The 16,739-nt window shown below is 55.4% G+C and carries 13 protein-coding genes and 3 tRNA genes; 15 read left to right on the top strand and 1 reads right to left on the bottom strand.

The genetic code is table 11. The features are described 5' to 3' along the window. Nucleotides 1–195 precede the first annotated feature (195 nt). The 6 genes from AUC60_RS10070 (at nucleotide 196) to AUC60_RS10045 (ending at nucleotide 6,201) form a co-directional block, all read left to right on the top strand. Complete coding sequence (locus AUC60_RS10070; RefSeq protein ID WP_087266302.1) at nucleotides 196–1,290, top strand: ABC transporter ATP-binding protein; 1,095 nt, start codon at nucleotides 196–198, stop codon at nucleotides 1,288–1,290. Then, nucleotides 1,290–2,390, top strand: a complete 1,101-nt coding sequence (locus AUC60_RS10065; protein ID WP_087266300.1) for an ABC transporter ATP-binding protein — start codon at nucleotides 1,290–1,292, stop codon at nucleotides 2,388–2,390. The genes AUC60_RS10070 and AUC60_RS10065 overlap by 1 nt, the downstream gene beginning before the upstream one ends. Next, nucleotides 2,383–3,249 carry a carbohydrate ABC transporter permease gene (locus AUC60_RS10060; RefSeq protein WP_087266298.1) on the top strand — a complete coding sequence of 289 codons (867 nt, stop codon included), beginning with the start codon at nucleotides 2,383–2,385 and terminating at the stop codon, nucleotides 3,247–3,249. Before AUC60_RS10065 ends, AUC60_RS10060 begins: the two co-directional genes overlap by 8 nt. A 10-nt stretch (nucleotides 3,250–3,259) precedes the next feature. Beyond that, nucleotides 3,260–4,060 carry a carbohydrate ABC transporter permease gene (locus tag AUC60_RS10055; RefSeq protein WP_027898462.1) on the top strand — a complete coding sequence of 267 codons (801 nt, stop codon included), beginning with the start codon at nucleotides 3,260–3,262 and terminating at the stop codon, nucleotides 4,058–4,060. 11 nt (nucleotides 4,061–4,071) lie between these two features. Beyond that, nucleotides 4,072–4,344: a DUF2160 domain-containing protein gene (locus AUC60_RS10050; RefSeq protein ID WP_087266296.1), complete on the top strand. Its 273-nt coding sequence runs from the start codon at nucleotides 4,072–4,074 to the stop codon at nucleotides 4,342–4,344. A gap of 84 nt (nucleotides 4,345–4,428) precedes the next feature. Further along, nucleotides 4,429–6,201: an ABC transporter substrate-binding protein gene (locus tag AUC60_RS10045; protein ID WP_087266294.1), complete on the top strand. Its 1,773-nt coding sequence runs from the start codon at nucleotides 4,429–4,431 to the stop codon at nucleotides 6,199–6,201. Between the two features lie 66 nt (nucleotides 6,202–6,267). On the opposite strand, the gene folD is transcribed toward AUC60_RS10045, so the two are convergent. Next, nucleotides 6,268–7,122, bottom strand: coding sequence for a bifunctional methylenetetrahydrofolate dehydrogenase/methenyltetrahydrofolate cyclohydrolase FolD (gene folD / locus AUC60_RS10040; RefSeq protein ID WP_087266292.1), 855 nt, complete (start codon nucleotides 7,120–7,122; stop codon nucleotides 6,268–6,270). Between the two features lie 326 nt (nucleotides 7,123–7,448). Here folD and AUC60_RS10035 point away from each other — a divergent pair. The 9 genes from AUC60_RS10035 (at nucleotide 7,449) to AUC60_RS09990 (ending at nucleotide 16,664) form a co-directional block, all read left to right on the top strand. Next, a tRNA-Arg gene (locus AUC60_RS10035) sits at nucleotides 7,449–7,525 on the top strand. 52 nt (nucleotides 7,526–7,577) lie between these two features. After that, nucleotides 7,578–7,653, top strand: a tRNA-His gene (locus tag AUC60_RS10030). A 55-nt stretch (nucleotides 7,654–7,708) separates the two neighbouring features. Next, nucleotides 7,709–7,793, top strand: a tRNA-Leu gene (locus tag AUC60_RS10025). Between the two features lie 374 nt (nucleotides 7,794–8,167). After that, nucleotides 8,168–9,478, top strand: coding sequence for a trigger factor (gene tig / locus AUC60_RS10020; RefSeq protein WP_087266290.1), 1,311 nt, complete (start codon nucleotides 8,168–8,170; stop codon nucleotides 9,476–9,478). Between the two features lie 91 nt (nucleotides 9,479–9,569). Further along, nucleotides 9,570–10,205, top strand: a complete 636-nt coding sequence (gene clpP, locus AUC60_RS10015; protein WP_027897813.1) for an ATP-dependent Clp endopeptidase proteolytic subunit ClpP — start codon at nucleotides 9,570–9,572, stop codon at nucleotides 10,203–10,205. Nucleotides 10,206–10,315: 110 nt separating this feature from the next. Then, the gene (clpX, locus tag AUC60_RS10010) at nucleotides 10,316–11,599 is read left to right on the top strand and encodes an ATP-dependent Clp protease ATP-binding subunit ClpX (protein ID WP_081568662.1); all 1,284 of its coding nucleotides are present in this window, start codon (nucleotides 10,316–10,318) and stop codon (nucleotides 11,597–11,599) included. A 161-nt stretch (nucleotides 11,600–11,760) separates the two neighbouring features. Next, entirely contained in the window at nucleotides 11,761–14,157 is a 2,397-nt protein-coding gene (gene lon / locus AUC60_RS10005) for an endopeptidase La (RefSeq protein ID WP_087266288.1), read from the top strand. Between the two features lie 140 nt (nucleotides 14,158–14,297). Continuing rightward, on the top strand, nucleotides 14,298–14,570 hold the full coding sequence (locus AUC60_RS10000) for an HU family DNA-binding protein (RefSeq protein ID WP_002552737.1): 273 nt from the start codon (nucleotides 14,298–14,300) through the stop codon (nucleotides 14,568–14,570). 222 nt (nucleotides 14,571–14,792) lie between these two features. Then, on the top strand, nucleotides 14,793–16,664 hold the full coding sequence (locus AUC60_RS09990) for a SurA N-terminal domain-containing protein (protein WP_087266286.1): 1,872 nt from the start codon (nucleotides 14,793–14,795) through the stop codon (nucleotides 16,662–16,664). Nucleotides 16,665–16,739: the final 75 nt, after the last annotated feature.

The following is a 16,739-nucleotide window of genomic DNA, read 5'->3' as shown; positions in this document are numbered from 1 at the left end:
ATGTTCAGTTGTTCAAGTGTTCAGTTTTTACTGTTCACTTTTGTTCAGCACCGAACGCCGATTAGCCTCGTGATATCGAACCGAGGCTCTATTTCGCGCCTGTGTGCAGCAATCCCCGGTTTGGCACGATTGTCGCTATCTCCTGACAAGAATTCGCGCACACCCTGAATAAGAACTGACAAAAAAGGGCAAGCCATGTCTTTAACGCTGGAGCACGTCAGCCGTGTGGTCGACGGCCAAACCTGGATCGATGACGCTTCGTTGAGTTTCGAACCCGGTTCTTTCAACGTCTTGCTGGGCCGCACGCTGTCTGGCAAGACCAGTTTGATGCGGCTGATGGCCGGGCTCGACAAGCCTGATCGCGGTCGCATCCTGATGAACGGCAAGGACGTCACGCAGACGGCCGTTCGCCATCGCAATGTGTCGATGGTGTATCAGCAGTTCATCAATTACCCGAGCATGACCGTCTTTGAGAACATCGCTTCGCCATTGCGGCAGGCCGGTGTGGCCGCTGACGTGATCCAGAGCAAAGTGCTGGAAACCGCGAAGATGCTGCGCATCGAAAAGTTTCTGACCCGTTATCCATTGGAATTGTCCGGCGGTCAGCAGCAACGCACGGCCATGGCCCGCGCGCTGGTCAAGGATGCCGACCTGATTCTGTTCGATGAGCCGCTGGTCAACCTCGACTACAAGCTGCGCGAAGAGCTGCGCCAGGAAATGCGCGAGCTGTTCGAAGCCCGTCACACCATCGCCATTTACGCCACCACCGAGCCTAACGAGGCACTGGCACTGGGCGGCACGACCACGGTGTTGCATGAAGGCCGGGTGATTCAGAGCGGTCGTACGCCTGAGGTCTATCACCAGCCGCAAACCGTGCTGGCGGCCGAGTTGTTCTCCGAGCCGCCAATCAATTTGATGCCCGGGCGCATTCAGGGTAGTGAAGTCAGTTTTGCCAACTTCGTGCATTTCCCCCTCAACGTTGATCTGCGCAAGATCGGCGACGGCAATTACCGCTTTGGCGTGCGGCCCAGCCATCTGAGTCTGGTGCCGTCAAACGACGATGACCTTGAGCTGGCGGTGACCGTGGAACTGGCGGAAATCAGCGGCTCGGAAACCTTTCTGCATGTGCGTAACGAACATTTTCCGCTGGTTCTGCACCTTCCAGGGGTACATGCCTACGACGTCGATGCTTCGATCCGGGTGTATATCCCGACCCACAAATTATTTGTGTTCGATGAGCAAGGTCGCCTGATCCAGGCACCCGGCTTGCGTATGGCGAGGGTTGCCTGATGGCCGAGATCCGACTGCAAAACCTCGCACACAGCTATAGCAAACATCCGAACGGGCCAGAGGATTATGCGATTCGCGAGATGAGTCATATCTGGGAGCAGGGCGGGGCGTATGCGCTGCTGGGGCCTTCCGGGTGTGGAAAGTCGACATTGCTGAACGTCATCTCCGGGCTGTTGAGCCCTTCAGAGGGGCAGGTGTTGTTTGACTCCAAAGTGGTCAACGACCTGTCGCCGGAGCAGCGCAACATCGCTCAGGTTTTTCAGTTTCCGGTGGTCTACGACACCATGACGGTGTACGACAATCTCGCTTTTCCCCTGCGCAATCAGGGCATGGACGAGAAACGGATTCAAACCAAGGTTCATGAAATCGCCGACGTGCTGGACCTGCAGCCGTTACTGAAGAAAAAGGCCCGCAACCTCACCGCTGATGAAAAGCAGAAAGTCTCCATGGGCCGTGGTCTGGTGCGGGATGACGTGTCGGCCATTCTGTTTGACGAGCCGCTAACCGTGATCGACCCGCACCTGAAGTGGAAGCTGCGGCGCAAGCTCAAGCAGATTCACGAGCAGTTCAACATCACCATGGTCTACGTCACCCACGATCAACTGGAAGCTTCGACCTTCGCCGACAAGATCGCCGTTATGTATGGCGGCGCGATTGTCCAGTTCGGCACTCCGCGAGAGCTGTTCGAGAAACCACGTCACACCTTTGTTGGTTACTTCATCGGCAGCCCTGGCATGAATCTCATTGAGGTCACTCCTCAAGCCGGCGGCGTGGGCTTTGGCGATGTGCATTTACCGCTGCCCGAATCAATGCAGCAGCTTATCGCCGAGAAAAAGTGGAGCAGCCTGAAGGTCGGCATACGTCCGGAGTTTGTGCATGTCTGGGACGGACCGGTGGATGACGCGCTATGCGCTGAAGTCAGTCACGTTGAAGACTTGGGCACCTATAAGATTCTGACCCTGCGCCTGGCCGGGCAAGCCTTGAAGGTGCGGCTGCAGGAAGACAAAGCGGTGCCCGTGGGCCAGGCCTGGATCAGCTTTCCGGGTCAGTGGTTGATGGTCTATGCCGACGATTACTTGCTGGAGTCAGGCCATGAATAAGGTTCAGAACAACAAGGCGTGGTGGTTGGTATTACCGGTTTTCCTGTTGGTGGCGTTCAGCGCCATCATCCCGATGATGACCGTGGTCAACTATTCGGTGCAGGACATCTTCGACCAGTCCAGCCGCTACTTTGTCGGCACCGACTGGTTCAAGCAGGTCTTGCAGGACCCGCGTCTGCATGACTCGCTGCTCCGCCAGTTCATTTATTCCGCGTGTGTGCTGTTGATCGAGATTCCGTTGGGGATCGCTATCGCGTTGTGCATGCCGAGCAAGGGGCGCTGGTCCACGGTCTGCCTGATCGTCATGACCATTCCGTTGCTGATTCCGTTTAACGTCGTCGGCACCATCTGGCAGATCTTCGGCCGGGGTGATATCGGTTTGCTGGGCTACACGCTGAACAACGTACTGGGCATCAATTACAACTACGCGGCCAACGCATCGGATGCCTGGGTAACGGTGCTGATCATCGACGTCTGGCACTGGACGTCGCTGGTCGCGCTGCTTTGCTACTCAGGCTTGCGGGCGATCCCGGACGTTTATTACCAGGCAGCGCGTATCGATCGGGCTTCCAGTTGGGCTGTATTCCGGCATATCCAGCTGCCGAAGATGAAGAGTGTGTTGCTGATCGCCGTGATGCTGCGCTTCATGGACAGCTTCATGATCTACACCGAACCGTTCGTGCTGACCGGCGGCGGCCCAGGCAACTCCACCACCTTCCTCAGTCAGACCCTGACCACCATGGCGCTGGGCCAATTCGACCTGGGCCCTGCGGCGGCGTTCTCGCTGGTGTATTTCCTGATCATCCTGCTCGTGTCGTGGGTGTTCTACACCGCCATGACCCATAGCGAAAAGAACTGAGGAGGCGGACATGAATCTGCGCAAAATCATACCGCTGTGGATTTACCTGCTGTTTTTGCTGGTGCCGATCTATTGGCTGGTGAACATGTCGTTCAAGACCAACACCGAAATCCTCGGTGGCCTGACTTTGTGGCCACAGGATTTCACGCTGGCCAACTACAAAGTGATTTTCACCGACGAAAGCTGGTACAGCGGCTACATTAATTCTCTGTACTACGTTTGCCTCAATACCGTGATCTCGCTAAGCGTCGCACTGCCCGCCGCGTATGCGTTTTCCCGTTATCGTTTTCTGGGCGACAAGCACCTGTTCTTCTGGCTGCTGACCAATCGCATGGCACCGCCTGCGGTTTTTCTGCTGCCGTTCTTCCAGTTGTATTCGTCCATTGGCCTGTTCGATACCCACATTGCCGTAGCGCTGGCTCATTGCCTTTTCAACGTGCCGTTAGCGGTGTGGATTCTGGAGGGCTTCATGTCCGGGGTGCCCAAGGAGATCGATGAAACTGCCTATATCGATGGTTACAGCTTTCCGAAATTCTTCGCGAAAATCTTCGTGCCACTGATTGGCTCGGGTATCGGTGTGACGGCTTTCTTCTGCTTCATGTTTTCCTGGGTTGAACTGCTGCTGGCCCGGACCTTGACGTCGGTCAACGCCAAGCCGATTGCGGCGGTGATGACGCGCACGGTCTCGGCGTCGGGCATTGATTGGGGCGTCCTGGCGGCGGCGGGGGTGTTGACCATCCTGCCCGGCATGCTGGTGATCTGGTTCGTTCGTAACCACGTGGTCAAGGGCTTCGCTCTTGGCCGTGTCTGAGGAGTCGAAAAATGGAGTGGATGTCATGGACACTGCCCACCGCGATCTTCTTCGGCAGCATTGCATTGCTGTTGGCTGGGATGACGGTGTGGGAATTGCGCTCGGCCAGTATTGAGCGTCGTGGTTTTCTGCCGATTGCCACCACCCGTGGTGACCGACTGTTCATTGGGCTGTTGGGTAGCGCTTATCTGCATCTGCTGGTGATTGGCGCAACCGACTGGAGTATCTGGGTCGCTTCAGGGATTTCTCTGTTGTGGCTCCTGATAGTAATGCGGTGGGGTTAGAGAGCGGATGGGCGCAAATACCAGGCTGATCCGGTAGGCAGTATTCGAAGCGGGACTACATAAGAAACAACACTGGAGGTGTCTATGTTCAATAAGAAAAACAAGCTACGACATAGCGTGACGCTGGCGACAATGGTGATGCTCAGCGGATTGAGCGTTTCGGCATGGGCGGATCAGTACCAGGATGCGGCCAAGAAGTGGGCGGCTAGCGAGTTCAAACCAAGCACGCTTTCCGATGCCGAACAATTGAAAGAGCTGGAGTGGTTCATCAAAGCTGCCGAGCCGTTCCGCGGCATGGACATCAAGGTAGTTTCCGAAACCTTGACCACCCACGAGTACGAATCGAAAACCCTGGCCAAGGCTTTCACCGAAATCACCGGCATCAAGCTCACCCATGACTTGCTGCAAGAAGGTGACGTGATTGAAAAGCTGCAAACCGCCATGCAGTCCGACAAAAGCATTTATGACGGCTGGGTGAATGATTCCGACTTGATCGGTACCCACTTCCGATACGGCAAGGCGATGTCGCTGACAGACCTGATGGCAAGCCCGGAAGGCAGCAAGGTCACTTCGCCGACGCTGGACCTCAAAGACTTCATCGGCACCTCGTTCACCACTGCGCCGGACGGCAAGCTGTATCAACTGCCCGATCAGCAGTTTGCCAACCTGTACTGGTTCCGCGCTGACTGGTTCGATCGCGCAGACCTGAAAGAAAAATTCAAAGCCAAGTACGGCTACGAGCTGGGCGTCCCGGTGAACTGGTCGGCTTATGAAGACATCGCCAAGTTCTTCAGCGAAGACGTGAAAGAAATCGACGGCAAGAAAGTCTACGGCCACATGGACTACGGCAAAAAAGATCCGTCCCTGGGCTGGCGCTTCACCGATGCCTGGTTCTCCATGGCGGGCAGCGGCGACAAGGGCTTGCCAAACGGTCTGCCGGTGGATGAGTGGGGTATTCGCGTAGAAGACTGCCACCCGGTCGGTTCCAGCATTACTCGCGGCGGCGATACCAACGGGCCGGCGGCGGTGTTTGCTACCCAGAAATATATCGACTGGCTCAAGGCCTACGCGCCGCCTGAAGCGGCCGGCATGACGTTCTCCGAGTCCGGGCCGGTGCCTTCGCAAGGTAACGTTGCTCAGCAGATTTTCTGGTACACCGCTTTCACCGCTGACATGACCAAAGCGGGTCTGCCGGTCATGAACGCCGATGGCACGCCAAAATGGCGTATGGCGCCTTCACCAAAAGGCCCGTACTGGAAAGAAGGCATGAAGCTGGGTTATCAGGACGTGGGTTCCTGGACCTTCCTCAAATCTTCCGACGAGAAAAAACGTCTGGCTGCCTGGCTCTACGCGCAGTTCGTGACGTCGAAAAGCGTATCCCTGAAGAAAACCATCGTGGGCCTGACGCCGATTCGTGAGTCGGACATCAATTCCAAGGAAATGACCGCTCTGGCGCCCAAACTCGGTGGTCTCGTAGAGTTCTACCGAAGCCCGGCCCGTGTTCAATGGTCGCCTACCGGGACCAACGTGCCGGATTATCCGAAACTGGCGCAGCTGTGGTGGAGTCACGTCGCCGAGGCTGTAACCGGAGAGAAAACCGCGCAGCAGGCACTGGACGGTCTGGCCAAGGATCAGGATGCGATCATGACGCGTATCGAGCGCTCCAAGGTTCAGGACGCCAGCAAGTGCGCGCCTAAGATGAACCCGGAAACCTCGGCCGAAGAGTGGTACACCAAAGCCGAGCAAAGTGGCGGCAAGTTCCTTGCTCCACAACGCAAGCTGGCCAATGAAAAGCCGAAGGGCGAAACCATCGCTTATTCTGATTTGCTGAAAAGCTGGGAAGCGGCCAAGAAGTAAGGCCTCTGCGCAATGAAAAACGGCACCCTTTGGGGTGCCGTTTTCATTTACCGCATGCCACGACGATCAGCCGTGCAGGGTCTCTGCTGCGTACAGGGTGTTTTCGAGCAGGCAGGCGCGAGTCATTGGACCTACGCCACCTGGAACCGGGGTGATCCAGCCAGCGCGGGGCAGGGCGGTTTCGTACACCACATCACCCACCAGCTTGCCGTCGTCCTGACGATTGATGCCAACGTCGATCACGATAGCGCCTTCCTTGATCCACTCGCCTTTGACCAGACCTGGTTTGCCAGCCGCAACTACCACTAGATCAGCACGGCCAACATGGCCCGCCAGATCCTTGGTGAAACGATGGGTCACGGTTACGGTGCAACCGGCCAGCAACAGCTCCATGGCCATTGGGCGACCGACAATGTTGGACGCGCCCACCACGACTGCATCCAGACCATAGAGATCGACACCGGTGCTTTCCAGCAGGGTCATGATGCCTTTGGGTGTGCAGGGGCGCAGCAGCGGAATGCGCTGGGCCAGACGACCGACGTTATAAGGATGGAAGCCATCCACGTCTTTGTCCGGGCGAATGCGCTCCAGCAACAGAGAGGCATCCAGATGTTCAGGCAATGGCAATTGCAACAATACGCCGTCGATGTTCGCATCGTCATTAAGGCGATCGATGAGTTCGGTCAGTTCGGCTTGTGACGTCTGCGCAGGCAGGTCGTAAGCCTGGGAGATAAAGCCGACTTCTTCACAGTCTTTACGCTTGTGCGAGACATAGACCTGGGAGGCGGGATCGCTACCCACCAGAATCACTGCGAGGCCGGGTGTGCGCAGGCCTTGCTCGCGACGTTCGGCGACCCGTTTGGCGATCTGCTGACGCAGGCTGGCTGCGATCGCTTTGCCGTCGATTAGTTTTGCAGTCATTACGCGTGATTAACCATCGAGAGGGATCGGAAAAGAGCGCGCATTCTCGCATGTCATCGCGCGGGGGCAAAGGCGCTTGGTCTGCATATTCTCCTAACTCCTTTATCTAACTGAATTTTTTTCTAAAAAAGAGTTGACGACCTTTAGGGTCGTCTATAAGATTCGTCGCACTTGCCGGGTACAACCCAGCACTGGTTAAGCTGGCACTGATAATCAAGTCGATGTTTAGATGAGGTTCGGTGTTGAATCAGGCGGAGCGGTTACTTAGCTCAGTGTGATTAAAAAGCCTTTTAATTTGTAATCGTTAAAGAGTACAGATTATATAAGTGCCCGTAGCTCAGCTGGATAGAGCATCCGCCTTCTAAGCGGATGGTCGCAGGTTCGAGTCCTGCCGGGTGCGCCATTAAGGCAGCTTTGGCAAGTGCAAGTAAGATGTCACGGTTACACGCAATATGGTGGGCGTAGCTCAGTTGGTAGAGCACGGGATTGTGACTCCCGTTGTCGAGGGTTCGATCCCCTTCGTCCACCCCATATTTAGAAAGGCGCCAGACTTATAATCTGGCGCCTTTGCTTTAAAAGCTTGTACGCGGATGTGGTGGAATTGGTAGACACACTGGATTTAGGTTCCAGCGCCGCAAGGTGTGAGAGTTCGAGTCTCTCCGTCCGCACCAAGATTAAACGCGTCACAGCTGCTATGCGGTCATGACGTTTGAAAAAAGCCGCCTAGTGCGGCTTTTTTTGTTTCAGGATTATTGTTTTTCGTCTCGCTGATCGGCCAGCCTGGCTGCCGTCGGTCGTGCGGGGTGTGCTTCGCGGAATGGAGTCGACGCTGAGGCCGGGTGCGTGATGCCTCGTGCAGGGCCGTGCCAGACGCGTTTCGATCGGTCGAGAGTAGCTGCGGTTGCCAGTCGCTGATCGTCTGATTCCTTCCTTTATATGCGCCCTTTTTCAGTAGGGTGACTTCTTGAGTTTGACCCACTAGAATGCATGCCCTTGATTCTGGGGTCGGAAACGCCGGCTAACGTCTGTGCAACGAGGAATATCCATGCAAGTTTCTGTTGAAAATACTTCCGCTCTTGAGCGCCGCATGACCATTGGCGTGCCTGCCGAACGCATCGAGACTGAAGTCAACAAGCGTCTGCAGCAGACCGCACGTAAAGCCAAGATCCCTGGCTTCCGTCCAGGCAAAGTGCCTATGAGCGTGATCCGTCAGCGTTATGAAGACGGCGCGCGTCAGGAAGCACTGGGTGATTTGATCCAGGCTACTTTCTATGAAGCTGTGGTTGAGCAAAAGCTGAACCCGGCTGGCGCACCTGCTGTAGAGCCAAAGACCTTTGAAAAAGGCAAAGACCTGGAATACATCGCTACTTTCGAAGTGTTCCCGGAATTCACCGTTGCCGGTTTCGAGTCCATCGCCGTTGAGCGTCTGTCTGCAGACGTGGCTGATGCCGATCTGGACAACATGCTGGAAATCCTGCGCAAGCAGAACGTTCGTTTCGAAGTGGCCGACCGTGCTGCCCAGAACGAAGACCAGCTGAACATTGATTTTGTTGGCAAGGTTGACGGCGAAGCATTCGCTGGCGGCTCCGCCACTGGCACCCAGCTGGTATTGGGTTCCGGCCGCATGATCCCTGGCTTCGAAGACGGCTTGGTTGGCGCCAAGGCTGGCGAAGAGCGCGTTCTTAACCTGACTTTCCCGGAAGACTATCAGAACCTCGAACTGGCGGGTAAATCTGCCGAGTTCACCGTTACCGTCAACACGGTTTCGGAGCCTAAGCTGCCTGAGCTGAACGAAGAGTTCTTCAAGCAGTTCGGTATCAAGGAAACCGGTATCGAAGGTTTCCGCACCGAAGTTCGCAAGAACATGGAGCGTGAACTGCGTCAGGCCATCAAGTCCAAGGTCAAGAATCAGGTAATGGACGGCTTGCTGGCCGCCAACCCGATCGAAGTGCCAAAAGCCTTGCTGGAAAACGAAGTAAATCGTCTGCGCGTTCAAGCTGTTCAGCAGTTTGGTGGCAACATCAAGCCTGATCAACTGCCGGCCGAGCTGTTCGAAGAGCAAGCCAAGCGTCGCGTTGAGCTGGGTCTGATCGTTGCTGAAGTGGTCAAGCAGTTCGACCTCAAGCCTGATGACGCCCGCGTTCGCGAGATGATTCAGGAAATGGCTTCTGCTTATCAAGAGCCTGAGCAAGTCGTTGCCTGGTACTACAAGAACGACCAGCAAATGAACGAAGTGCGTTCGGTTGTGCTTGAAGAGCAAGTTGTGGATACTGTTTTGCAGAAGGCTAGCGTGACCGAGAAGTCGGTCTCCTACGAAGAAGCAGTCAAGCCGGTGGAAGCTCCACAAGCCGACTGATTTGTTTTTTCGCTAGAAAACACCTACAAGCCAGCCTTCGCGCTGGCTTGTGCGTATTCAAGAAATGACTATTTGGGAGTGAATGCGAGACATGTCCCGCAATTCTTATATTCAGCAGCACTCTGACATCCAGGCCGCCGGCGGCCTGGTCCCGATGGTTATCGAGCAGTCCGCCCGTGGCGAACGCGCCTATGACATCTATTCGCGCCTTCTCAAGGAGCGAGTGATCTTTCTGGTCGGTCCGGTAGAGGACTACATGGCCAACCTGATCTGCGCGCAACTGCTGTTCCTTGAAGCGGAAAACCCGGACAAGGATATCCATCTTTACATCAACTCGCCGGGCGGTTCGGTAACAGCGGGCATGTCGATCTACGACACCATGCAGTTCATCAAGCCGAACGTTTCGACTACCTGTATTGGTCAAGCGTGCAGCATGGGCGCATTCCTGCTGACCGCTGGTGCTCCGGGCAAGCGTTTCTGCCTGCCGAATTCGCGCGTGATGATTCACCAGCCATTGGGCGGTTTCCAGGGGCAGGCTTCGGATATCGAAATCCATGCCAAGGAAATCCTTTTCATTCGTGAGCGTCTCAACACGCTGATGGCCAAGCACAGCGGGCACACTCTGGAAGAGATCGAGCGTGACACCAATCGCGATAACTTCATGAGCGCAGAAGCCGCGCGTGAGTACGGCTTGATCGACGAAGTCATCAGTCAGCGTCCCGCTTAAATAAGCAGCTCAAATAAGGTTGGTCGGTTGCTCTGATCACTTGCGGGCTTGAAAAAGCCCGCAATAGCCTTCATCTTGTGTTGCAAGCCTATCGGATTTGGATCGAACGAATGACTGACACCCGCAACGGCGAGGACAACGGCAAGCTGCTCTATTGCTCCTTCTGTGGCAAAAGCCAGCATGAAGTACGTAAGTTGATTGCCGGCCCCTCGGTCTTTATTTGCGACGAGTGCGTCGACCTGTGCAATGACATCATCCGTGAGGAGGTGCAGGAAGCACAGGCCGAAAGCAGCGCGCATAAATTGCCTTCGCCTAAAGAAATCAGCGGCATCCTTGATCAGTATGTGATTGGTCAAGAGCGTGCGAAAAAGGTTTTGGCCGTAGCGGTGTACAACCACTACAAACGTCTGAACCAGCGTGACAAAAAGAATGACGACGTCGAACTTGGCAAAAGCAACATTTTGCTGATCGGCCCGACAGGCTCGGGTAAAACCCTGCTTGCTGAAACACTGGCCCGCTTGCTGAACGTTCCGTTCACCATCGCCGACGCAACCACCCTCACCGAGGCAGGTTACGTGGGTGAGGATGTCGAGAACATCATTCAGAAGCTGCTGCAGAAGTGCGACTACGATGTAGAGAAAGCCCAGATGGGTATCGTCTATATCGATGAAATCGATAAGATTTCGCGCAAGTCTGACAACCCGTCGATCACCCGTGATGTTTCCGGTGAGGGCGTGCAGCAGGCCCTGCTCAAGCTGATCGAAGGCACGGTCGCTTCCGTTCCGCCTCAAGGTGGTCGCAAGCATCCGCAGCAGGAGTTCCTTCAGGTTGATACCCGTAACATCCTGTTCATCTGCGGTGGTGCGTTCTCCGGTCTGGAAAAGGTTATTCAAAACCGTTCCACCAAAGGCGGCATCGGCTTTAACGCGGAAGTGCGCAGCAAGGAAGAAGGCAAGAAGGTTGGCGAATCCCTGCGTGAAGTCGAGCCTGACGATCTGGTCAAGTTCGGTCTGATCCCCGAATTCGTGGGTCGTCTGCCGGTTCTGGCAACGCTGGACGAGCTGGATGAGGCTGCTTTGATGCAGATTCTCACCGAGCCGAAAAACGCGCTGACCAAGCAGTACGCCAAGCTGTTCGAAATGGAGGGTGTGGACCTCGAGTTCCGTACCGACGCTCTGAAGTCTGTCGCTCGTCGTGCGCTTGAGCGCAAAACCGGTGCGCGTGGCTTACGCTCCATCCTCGAAGGCGTTCTGCTCGACACCATGTACGAGATTCCATCGCAGACTGATGTGAGCAAAGTGGTGATCGACGAAAGCGTAATCGAAGGCACGTCCAAGCCGCTGTTGATTTATGAAAACAGCGAGCCGCCTGCCAAGGCTGCCCCCGATGCGTGAGTGTCACTGCTGCATGAATAAAATGCTGCACAAATAGAGAGGGGCCTTCGGGCCCCTTTTGCATTTCATGCCTAAAGGCTTGTTTTTTGAGGTGTCTACCCCCATCTTGGACTCAAGCTCATTCCAGTCCACGGCCACATGGCCGCCGTAGAGGCGAAATCATGAAAACGACCATTGAATTGCCTCTCTTGCCATTGCGCGATGTTGTGGTTTATCCGCACATGGTTATCCCGCTGTTCGTGGGGCGCGAGAAGTCTATCGAGGCCCTTGAAGCTGCGATGACAGGCGACAAGCAGATCCTGCTGCTTGCACAAAGAAATCCTGCTGACGATGATCCTGGTGAAGAGGCTCTTTATAACGTCGGCACCATTGCAACCGTATTGCAATTGCTCAAGCTGCCTGATGGCACCGTTAAAGTGCTGGTCGAAGGCGAGCAGCGCGGTTCGGTTGATCGCTTTATCGAAGTTGATGGCCATTGCCGGGCCGAAGTTACCCTGATCGATGAGGTCGATGCGCCTGATCGTGAGTCTGAAGTGTTCGTTCGCAGCCTTCTGGCTCAGTTCGAGCAATACGTCCAGCTGGGCAAGAAAGTCCCTGCTGAAGTCCTGTCTTCTCTCAACAGCATCGATGAGCCTGGTCGTCTGGTCGACACCATGGCCGCGCACATGGCGCTGAAAATCGAGCAGAAGCAGGAAATCCTCGAAATTATTGATCTTCCAGCCCGTGTTGAGCATGTGCTCGCGTTGCTGGATGCAGAAATCGACCTGTTGCAGGTTGAGAAGCGTATTCGCGGTCGCGTCAAAAAGCAGATGGAGCGCAGTCAGCGCGAGTACTACCTGAATGAGCAGATGAAGGCTATTCAGAAAGAGCTCGGCGACAGCGAAGAAGGCCACAACGAAATCGAAGAGCTGAAAAAGCGCATCGATGCTGCTGGTCTGCCTAAAGACGCTCTGGCCAAGGCCACCGCTGAGCTGAACAAGCTGAAACAGATGTCGCCGATGTCTGCTGAAGCGACCGTCGTTCGTTCCTACATCGACTGGCTGGTTCAGGTGCCGTGGAAAGCGCAGAGCAAGGTTCGTCTGGATCTGGCTCGCGCTGAAGACATTCTTGATGCCGACCACTATGGCCTGGATGAAGTTAAAGAACGCATTCTCGAATATCTCGCCGTGCAAAAGCGCGTGAAGAAAATTCGCGGCCCGGTTCTTTGCCTTGTTGGACCGCCAGGCGTGGGTAAAACCTCCCTTGCCGAGTCGATCGCCAGCGCGACGAACCGTAAATTTGTCCGCATGGCCTTGGGTGGTGTGCGTGATGAAGCTGAAATTCGTGGTCACCGCCGGACTTACATCGGCTCGATGCCAGGAAGATTGATTCAAAAGATGACAAAGGTGGGTGTCCGCAATCCGCTGTTCTTGCTCGATGAAATCGACAAGATGGGCAGTGATATGCGTGGCGATCCGGCGTCGGCATTGCTTGAAGTGCTGGATCCGGAGCAAAACCACAACTTCAACGACCATTACCTGGAAGTCGATTACGACCTTTCTGACGTAATGTTCCTGTGTACCGCCAACTCGATGAACATCCCTGCGGCGTTGCTGGACCGTATGGAAGTCATTCGCCTGCCTGGTTACACCGAAGACGAAAAAATCAACATCGCCGTTAAATATCTCTCGCCAAAACAGCTGCAGGCCAACGGCTTGAAGAAAGGCGAAGTGGAGTTCGACGAGGAAGCGATTCGCGACATCGTGCGTTATTACACCCGTGAAGCGGGCGTGCGTAGCCTTGAGCGACAGATCGCCAAGGTTTGCCGCAAGGCGGTCAAAGAGCACGCGCAGGAGAAGCGTTTTGCAGTCCGCGTCACTGCCGACATGCTTGAGCATTTCCTGGGTGTGCGCAAATTCCGCTACGGCCTGGCTGAACAGCAGGATCAAATTGGTCAGGTGACCGGTCTGGCGTGGACCCAGGTAGGTGGTGAGTTGCTCACTATCGAAGCGGCGGTCGTGCCAGGTAAAGGGCAGTTGATCAAAACCGGTTCGCTGGGCGATGTGATGGTCGAATCCATCACCGCTGCGCTGACGGTTGTACGCAGCCGTGCGAAAAGCCTGGGAATCCCTCTGGACTTCCACGAGAAGCGTGACACGCACATCCACATGCCCGAAGGGGCCACCCCTAAAGATGGCCCTAGCGCGGGCGTAGGGATGTGCACGGCCCTTGTTTCAGCCCTGACACAGATTCCGGTCCGTGCTGATGTGGCAATGACCGGTGAAATTACCCTTCGCGGGCAGGTTCTGGCGATTGGTGGTCTGAAAGAAAAACTGCTGGCTGCGCACCGTGGTGGTATCAAAACGGTGATCATTCCAGAGGAAAACGTGCGTGATCTGAAAGAGATTCCGGACAACATCAAGCAAGACTTGCAGATCAAGCCGGTTAAATGGATTGACGAAGTCCTGCAAATTGCGCTGCAATACGCGCCGGAGCCCTTGCCGGATGTGGCTCCCGAGATGGTTGCGAAGGATGAAAAGCGCGAGTCTGACTCTAAGGAAAGAATTAGCACGCATTAGTCTGGACGGCCTTCCTTGACAGCTTTTTAGAGCCCTTGTTATAAAGCGGCTCTTCTAAGCGTCTGTAGGCCATTCAGCGCTCGTTTTTGCTACACCAAAAAAACTTAGAAACATACTCAATAGAGATAAGGGGACTTAGAGTGAACAAGTCGGAACTGATTGATGCTATCGCCGCATCCGCTGATATCCCGAAAGCTGCTGCTGGCCGTGCGCTGGACGCAGTAATCGAATCCGTCACTGGCGCTCTGAAGGCCGGCGACTCCGTTGTACTGGTTGGTTTCGGTACCTTCTCCGTTACCGATCGTCCTGCACGCATCGGTCGCAACCCTCAAACGGGTAAGACGCTGGAAATCGCTGCTGCTAAAAAACCAGGTTTCAAAGCCGGTAAAGCCCTGAAAGAAGCTGTCAACTAAGTTCTCAAAGCCTTTGCCCAACCGATCAGGATTCACTCTGTATCGGCAGCGAAGCGGTAGTGCGGCTGGTCTGAATCCGGCCTGACACACCCGGGTCGTGGGTTTCAGCCCCGTCCGCTTCGCCAGTTACGAGAAGGCGCATCCTCGGATGCGCCTTTCTTCTATCCGCTTTCTACCCACGCTCCGCGGTTGGTTAGTCAGTACAACCGTTTTGGGGGACGCATGCTGCAGAACATCAGGGACAATTCACAAGGCTGGATTGCCAAGACCATCATCGGAATCATCATCGCATTGATGGCGTTGACCGGATTCGATGCGATTTTTACCGCAACCAGCACCGCTCAGGACGCTGCGAAGGTCAATGGTGACGAGATCACCAAGACCGAACTGAGCCAGGCGATCGACATGCAACGTCGCCAGTTGGTGCAGCAGCTGGGCAAGGATTTCGATCCTGCCTTGCTGGACGAAAAAATGCTGCACGACTCGGCATTGAAAGGTCTGGTTGATCGCAAGTTGTTGCTTCAAGGTGCAGACAAGGCGAAGTTCTCCTTCTCGGAAGCTGCGCTGGATCAGCAGATTTTGCAGACGCCTGAGTTCCAGGTTGACGGCAAATTCAACGCCGACCGCTTTGATCAGGTTATCCGTCAATTAGGCTTCACCCGGATGCAGTTCCGCCAGATGCTGGCTCAGGAAATGTTGATCGGTCAGGTGCGTGCTGGTGTGGCCGGTAGTGCATTTGTCACTGACGCTCAGGTAGATGCATTTGCCCGTCTGGAAAAACAGACCCGCGATTTTGCTTCGCTGACGCTGACTGCTGATACCTCTGCGGTCAAAGTGACCGACGATGAAGTCAAGGCGCACTACGACGAGCACGCCAAAGAGTTCATGAGCCCAGAGCAAGTGGTACTTGATTACATCGAGCTGAAGAAGTCTGACTTCTTCGACAAGGTGCAGGTCAAGGACGCCGATTTGCAGGCGGCTTACCAGAAGGAAATCGCCAATCTCGCCGAACAGCGTCGTGGCGCGCACATCCTCATCGATGTGAACGACAAGATGACCGATGAGCAGGCCAAGGCGAAGATTGAAGAAATTCAACAGCGTCTTGCCAAGGGCGAAGATTTTGCCGCGCTGGCCAAAGAGTTCTCTCAGGATCCGGGGTCGGCATCCAAGGGTGGCGATCTGGGTTATGCAGGCAAAGGTGTTTACGATCCAGCCTTTGAAGAGGCGCTGTATGCGCTCAACAAAGATCAGGTATCGGCACCGGTGCGCAGCGATTTTGGTTGGCACTTGATCAAGCTGCTAGGTGTAGAAGCACCCTCGGTGCCGAGTTTTGCCAGCCTGAAGGATAAGTTGACCAATGAACTGAAGTCGCAGCAGGTCGAGCAGCGTTTCGTCGAGGCTACCAAACAACTCGAAGATTCGGCGTTCGAAGCATCCGATCTGGCCCAGCCAGCTCAGGAGCTGGGTCTGAAAGTGCAGACGACTGCGCCATTCGGTCGTGAAGGCGGCGAGGGGCTGACGGCGAACCGTGCGGTTATTCAAGCCGCGTTCAGTCCGGAAGTGCTGGAAGAGGGCTCCAACAGCAACGCGCTGGAACTGGATCCTGAAACCGTTCTGGTGGTTCGCTCCAAAGAGCACCGCATGCCAGAGCAACTGCCTCTTGAGGCTGTTGCGACAGCGATCCGCGCCAAGCTGGTAAGGGATCATGCTGCTGAAGCAGTCAAGGCGAAGGGCGAAGCGCTGTTGGCTGGCCTGCGTGACGGCAAGACGCCCGTGGCTGCCAAGCAGGATGGTCACAGCTGGAAAGTGATGGAAGCAGTCACTCGTGGTCAGGAAGGTGTTGATCCGACCGTGCTGCAAGCGCTGTTCCGTATGCCCAAGCCTGAAGGCAAGGACAAGCCGGAGTTCACCAGCCTTTCGCTGGCTGACGGAAGCTTCGTGATCGTGCGCCTCAATGGTGTAAACGAAGCTACACCGGCGACGGATGCCGAGAAGTCTCAGTACCGTCGCTTCCTGGCGTCGCGTGCCGGACAGCAGGATTTCGCTGCTTATCGTGCACAGCTGGAAAGCAAGGCCAAGATCGAACGCTTCTGATGGTTTGATCGTGCGCTAAAAAAAGGCCGCTCACTGAGCGGCCTTTTTGCATTCAGGTATGCGGCTGTGTGTTCC

Origin of the sequence: Pseudomonas caspiana (assembly GCF_002158995.1) — a bacterium.
Lineage (GTDB): Bacteria > Pseudomonadota > Gammaproteobacteria > Pseudomonadales > Pseudomonadaceae > Aquipseudomonas > Aquipseudomonas caspiana.
The sequence above is the reverse complement of the archived record's forward strand: the minus strand, read 5'-3'. Positions and strand labels throughout refer to the sequence as shown.

Excerpts from the sequence above, each read along its gene's own strand:
- AUC60_RS10060 (WP_087266298.1), top strand. The coding sequence starts at position 2,383 with ATGAATAAGGTTCAGAACAACAAGGCGTGGTGGTTGGTATTACCGGTT.
- tig (WP_087266290.1), top strand. The coding sequence starts at position 8,168 with ATGCAAGTTTCTGTTGAAAATACTTCCGCTCTTGAGCGCCGCATGACC.
- AUC60_RS10050 (WP_087266296.1), top strand. The coding sequence starts at position 4,072 with ATGGAGTGGATGTCATGGACACTGCCCACCGCGATCTTCTTCGGCAGC.
- clpP (WP_027897813.1), top strand. The coding sequence starts at position 9,570 with ATGTCCCGCAATTCTTATATTCAGCAGCACTCTGACATCCAGGCCGCC.
- folD (WP_087266292.1), bottom strand. The coding sequence starts at position 7,122 with ATGACTGCAAAACTAATCGACGGCAAAGCGATCGCAGCCAGCCTGCGT.
- AUC60_RS10070 (WP_087266302.1), top strand. The coding sequence starts at position 196 with ATGTCTTTAACGCTGGAGCACGTCAGCCGTGTGGTCGACGGCCAAACC.
- clpX (WP_081568662.1), top strand. The coding sequence starts at position 10,316 with ATGACTGACACCCGCAACGGCGAGGACAACGGCAAGCTGCTCTATTGC.
- lon (WP_087266288.1), top strand. The coding sequence starts at position 11,761 with ATGAAAACGACCATTGAATTGCCTCTCTTGCCATTGCGCGATGTTGTG.
- AUC60_RS10045 (WP_087266294.1), top strand. The coding sequence starts at position 4,429 with ATGTTCAATAAGAAAAACAAGCTACGACATAGCGTGACGCTGGCGACA.
- AUC60_RS10065 (WP_087266300.1), top strand. The coding sequence starts at position 1,290 with ATGGCCGAGATCCGACTGCAAAACCTCGCACACAGCTATAGCAAACAT.
- AUC60_RS09990 (WP_087266286.1), top strand. The coding sequence starts at position 14,793 with ATGCTGCAGAACATCAGGGACAATTCACAAGGCTGGATTGCCAAGACC.
- AUC60_RS10055 (WP_027898462.1), top strand. The coding sequence starts at position 3,260 with ATGAATCTGCGCAAAATCATACCGCTGTGGATTTACCTGCTGTTTTTG.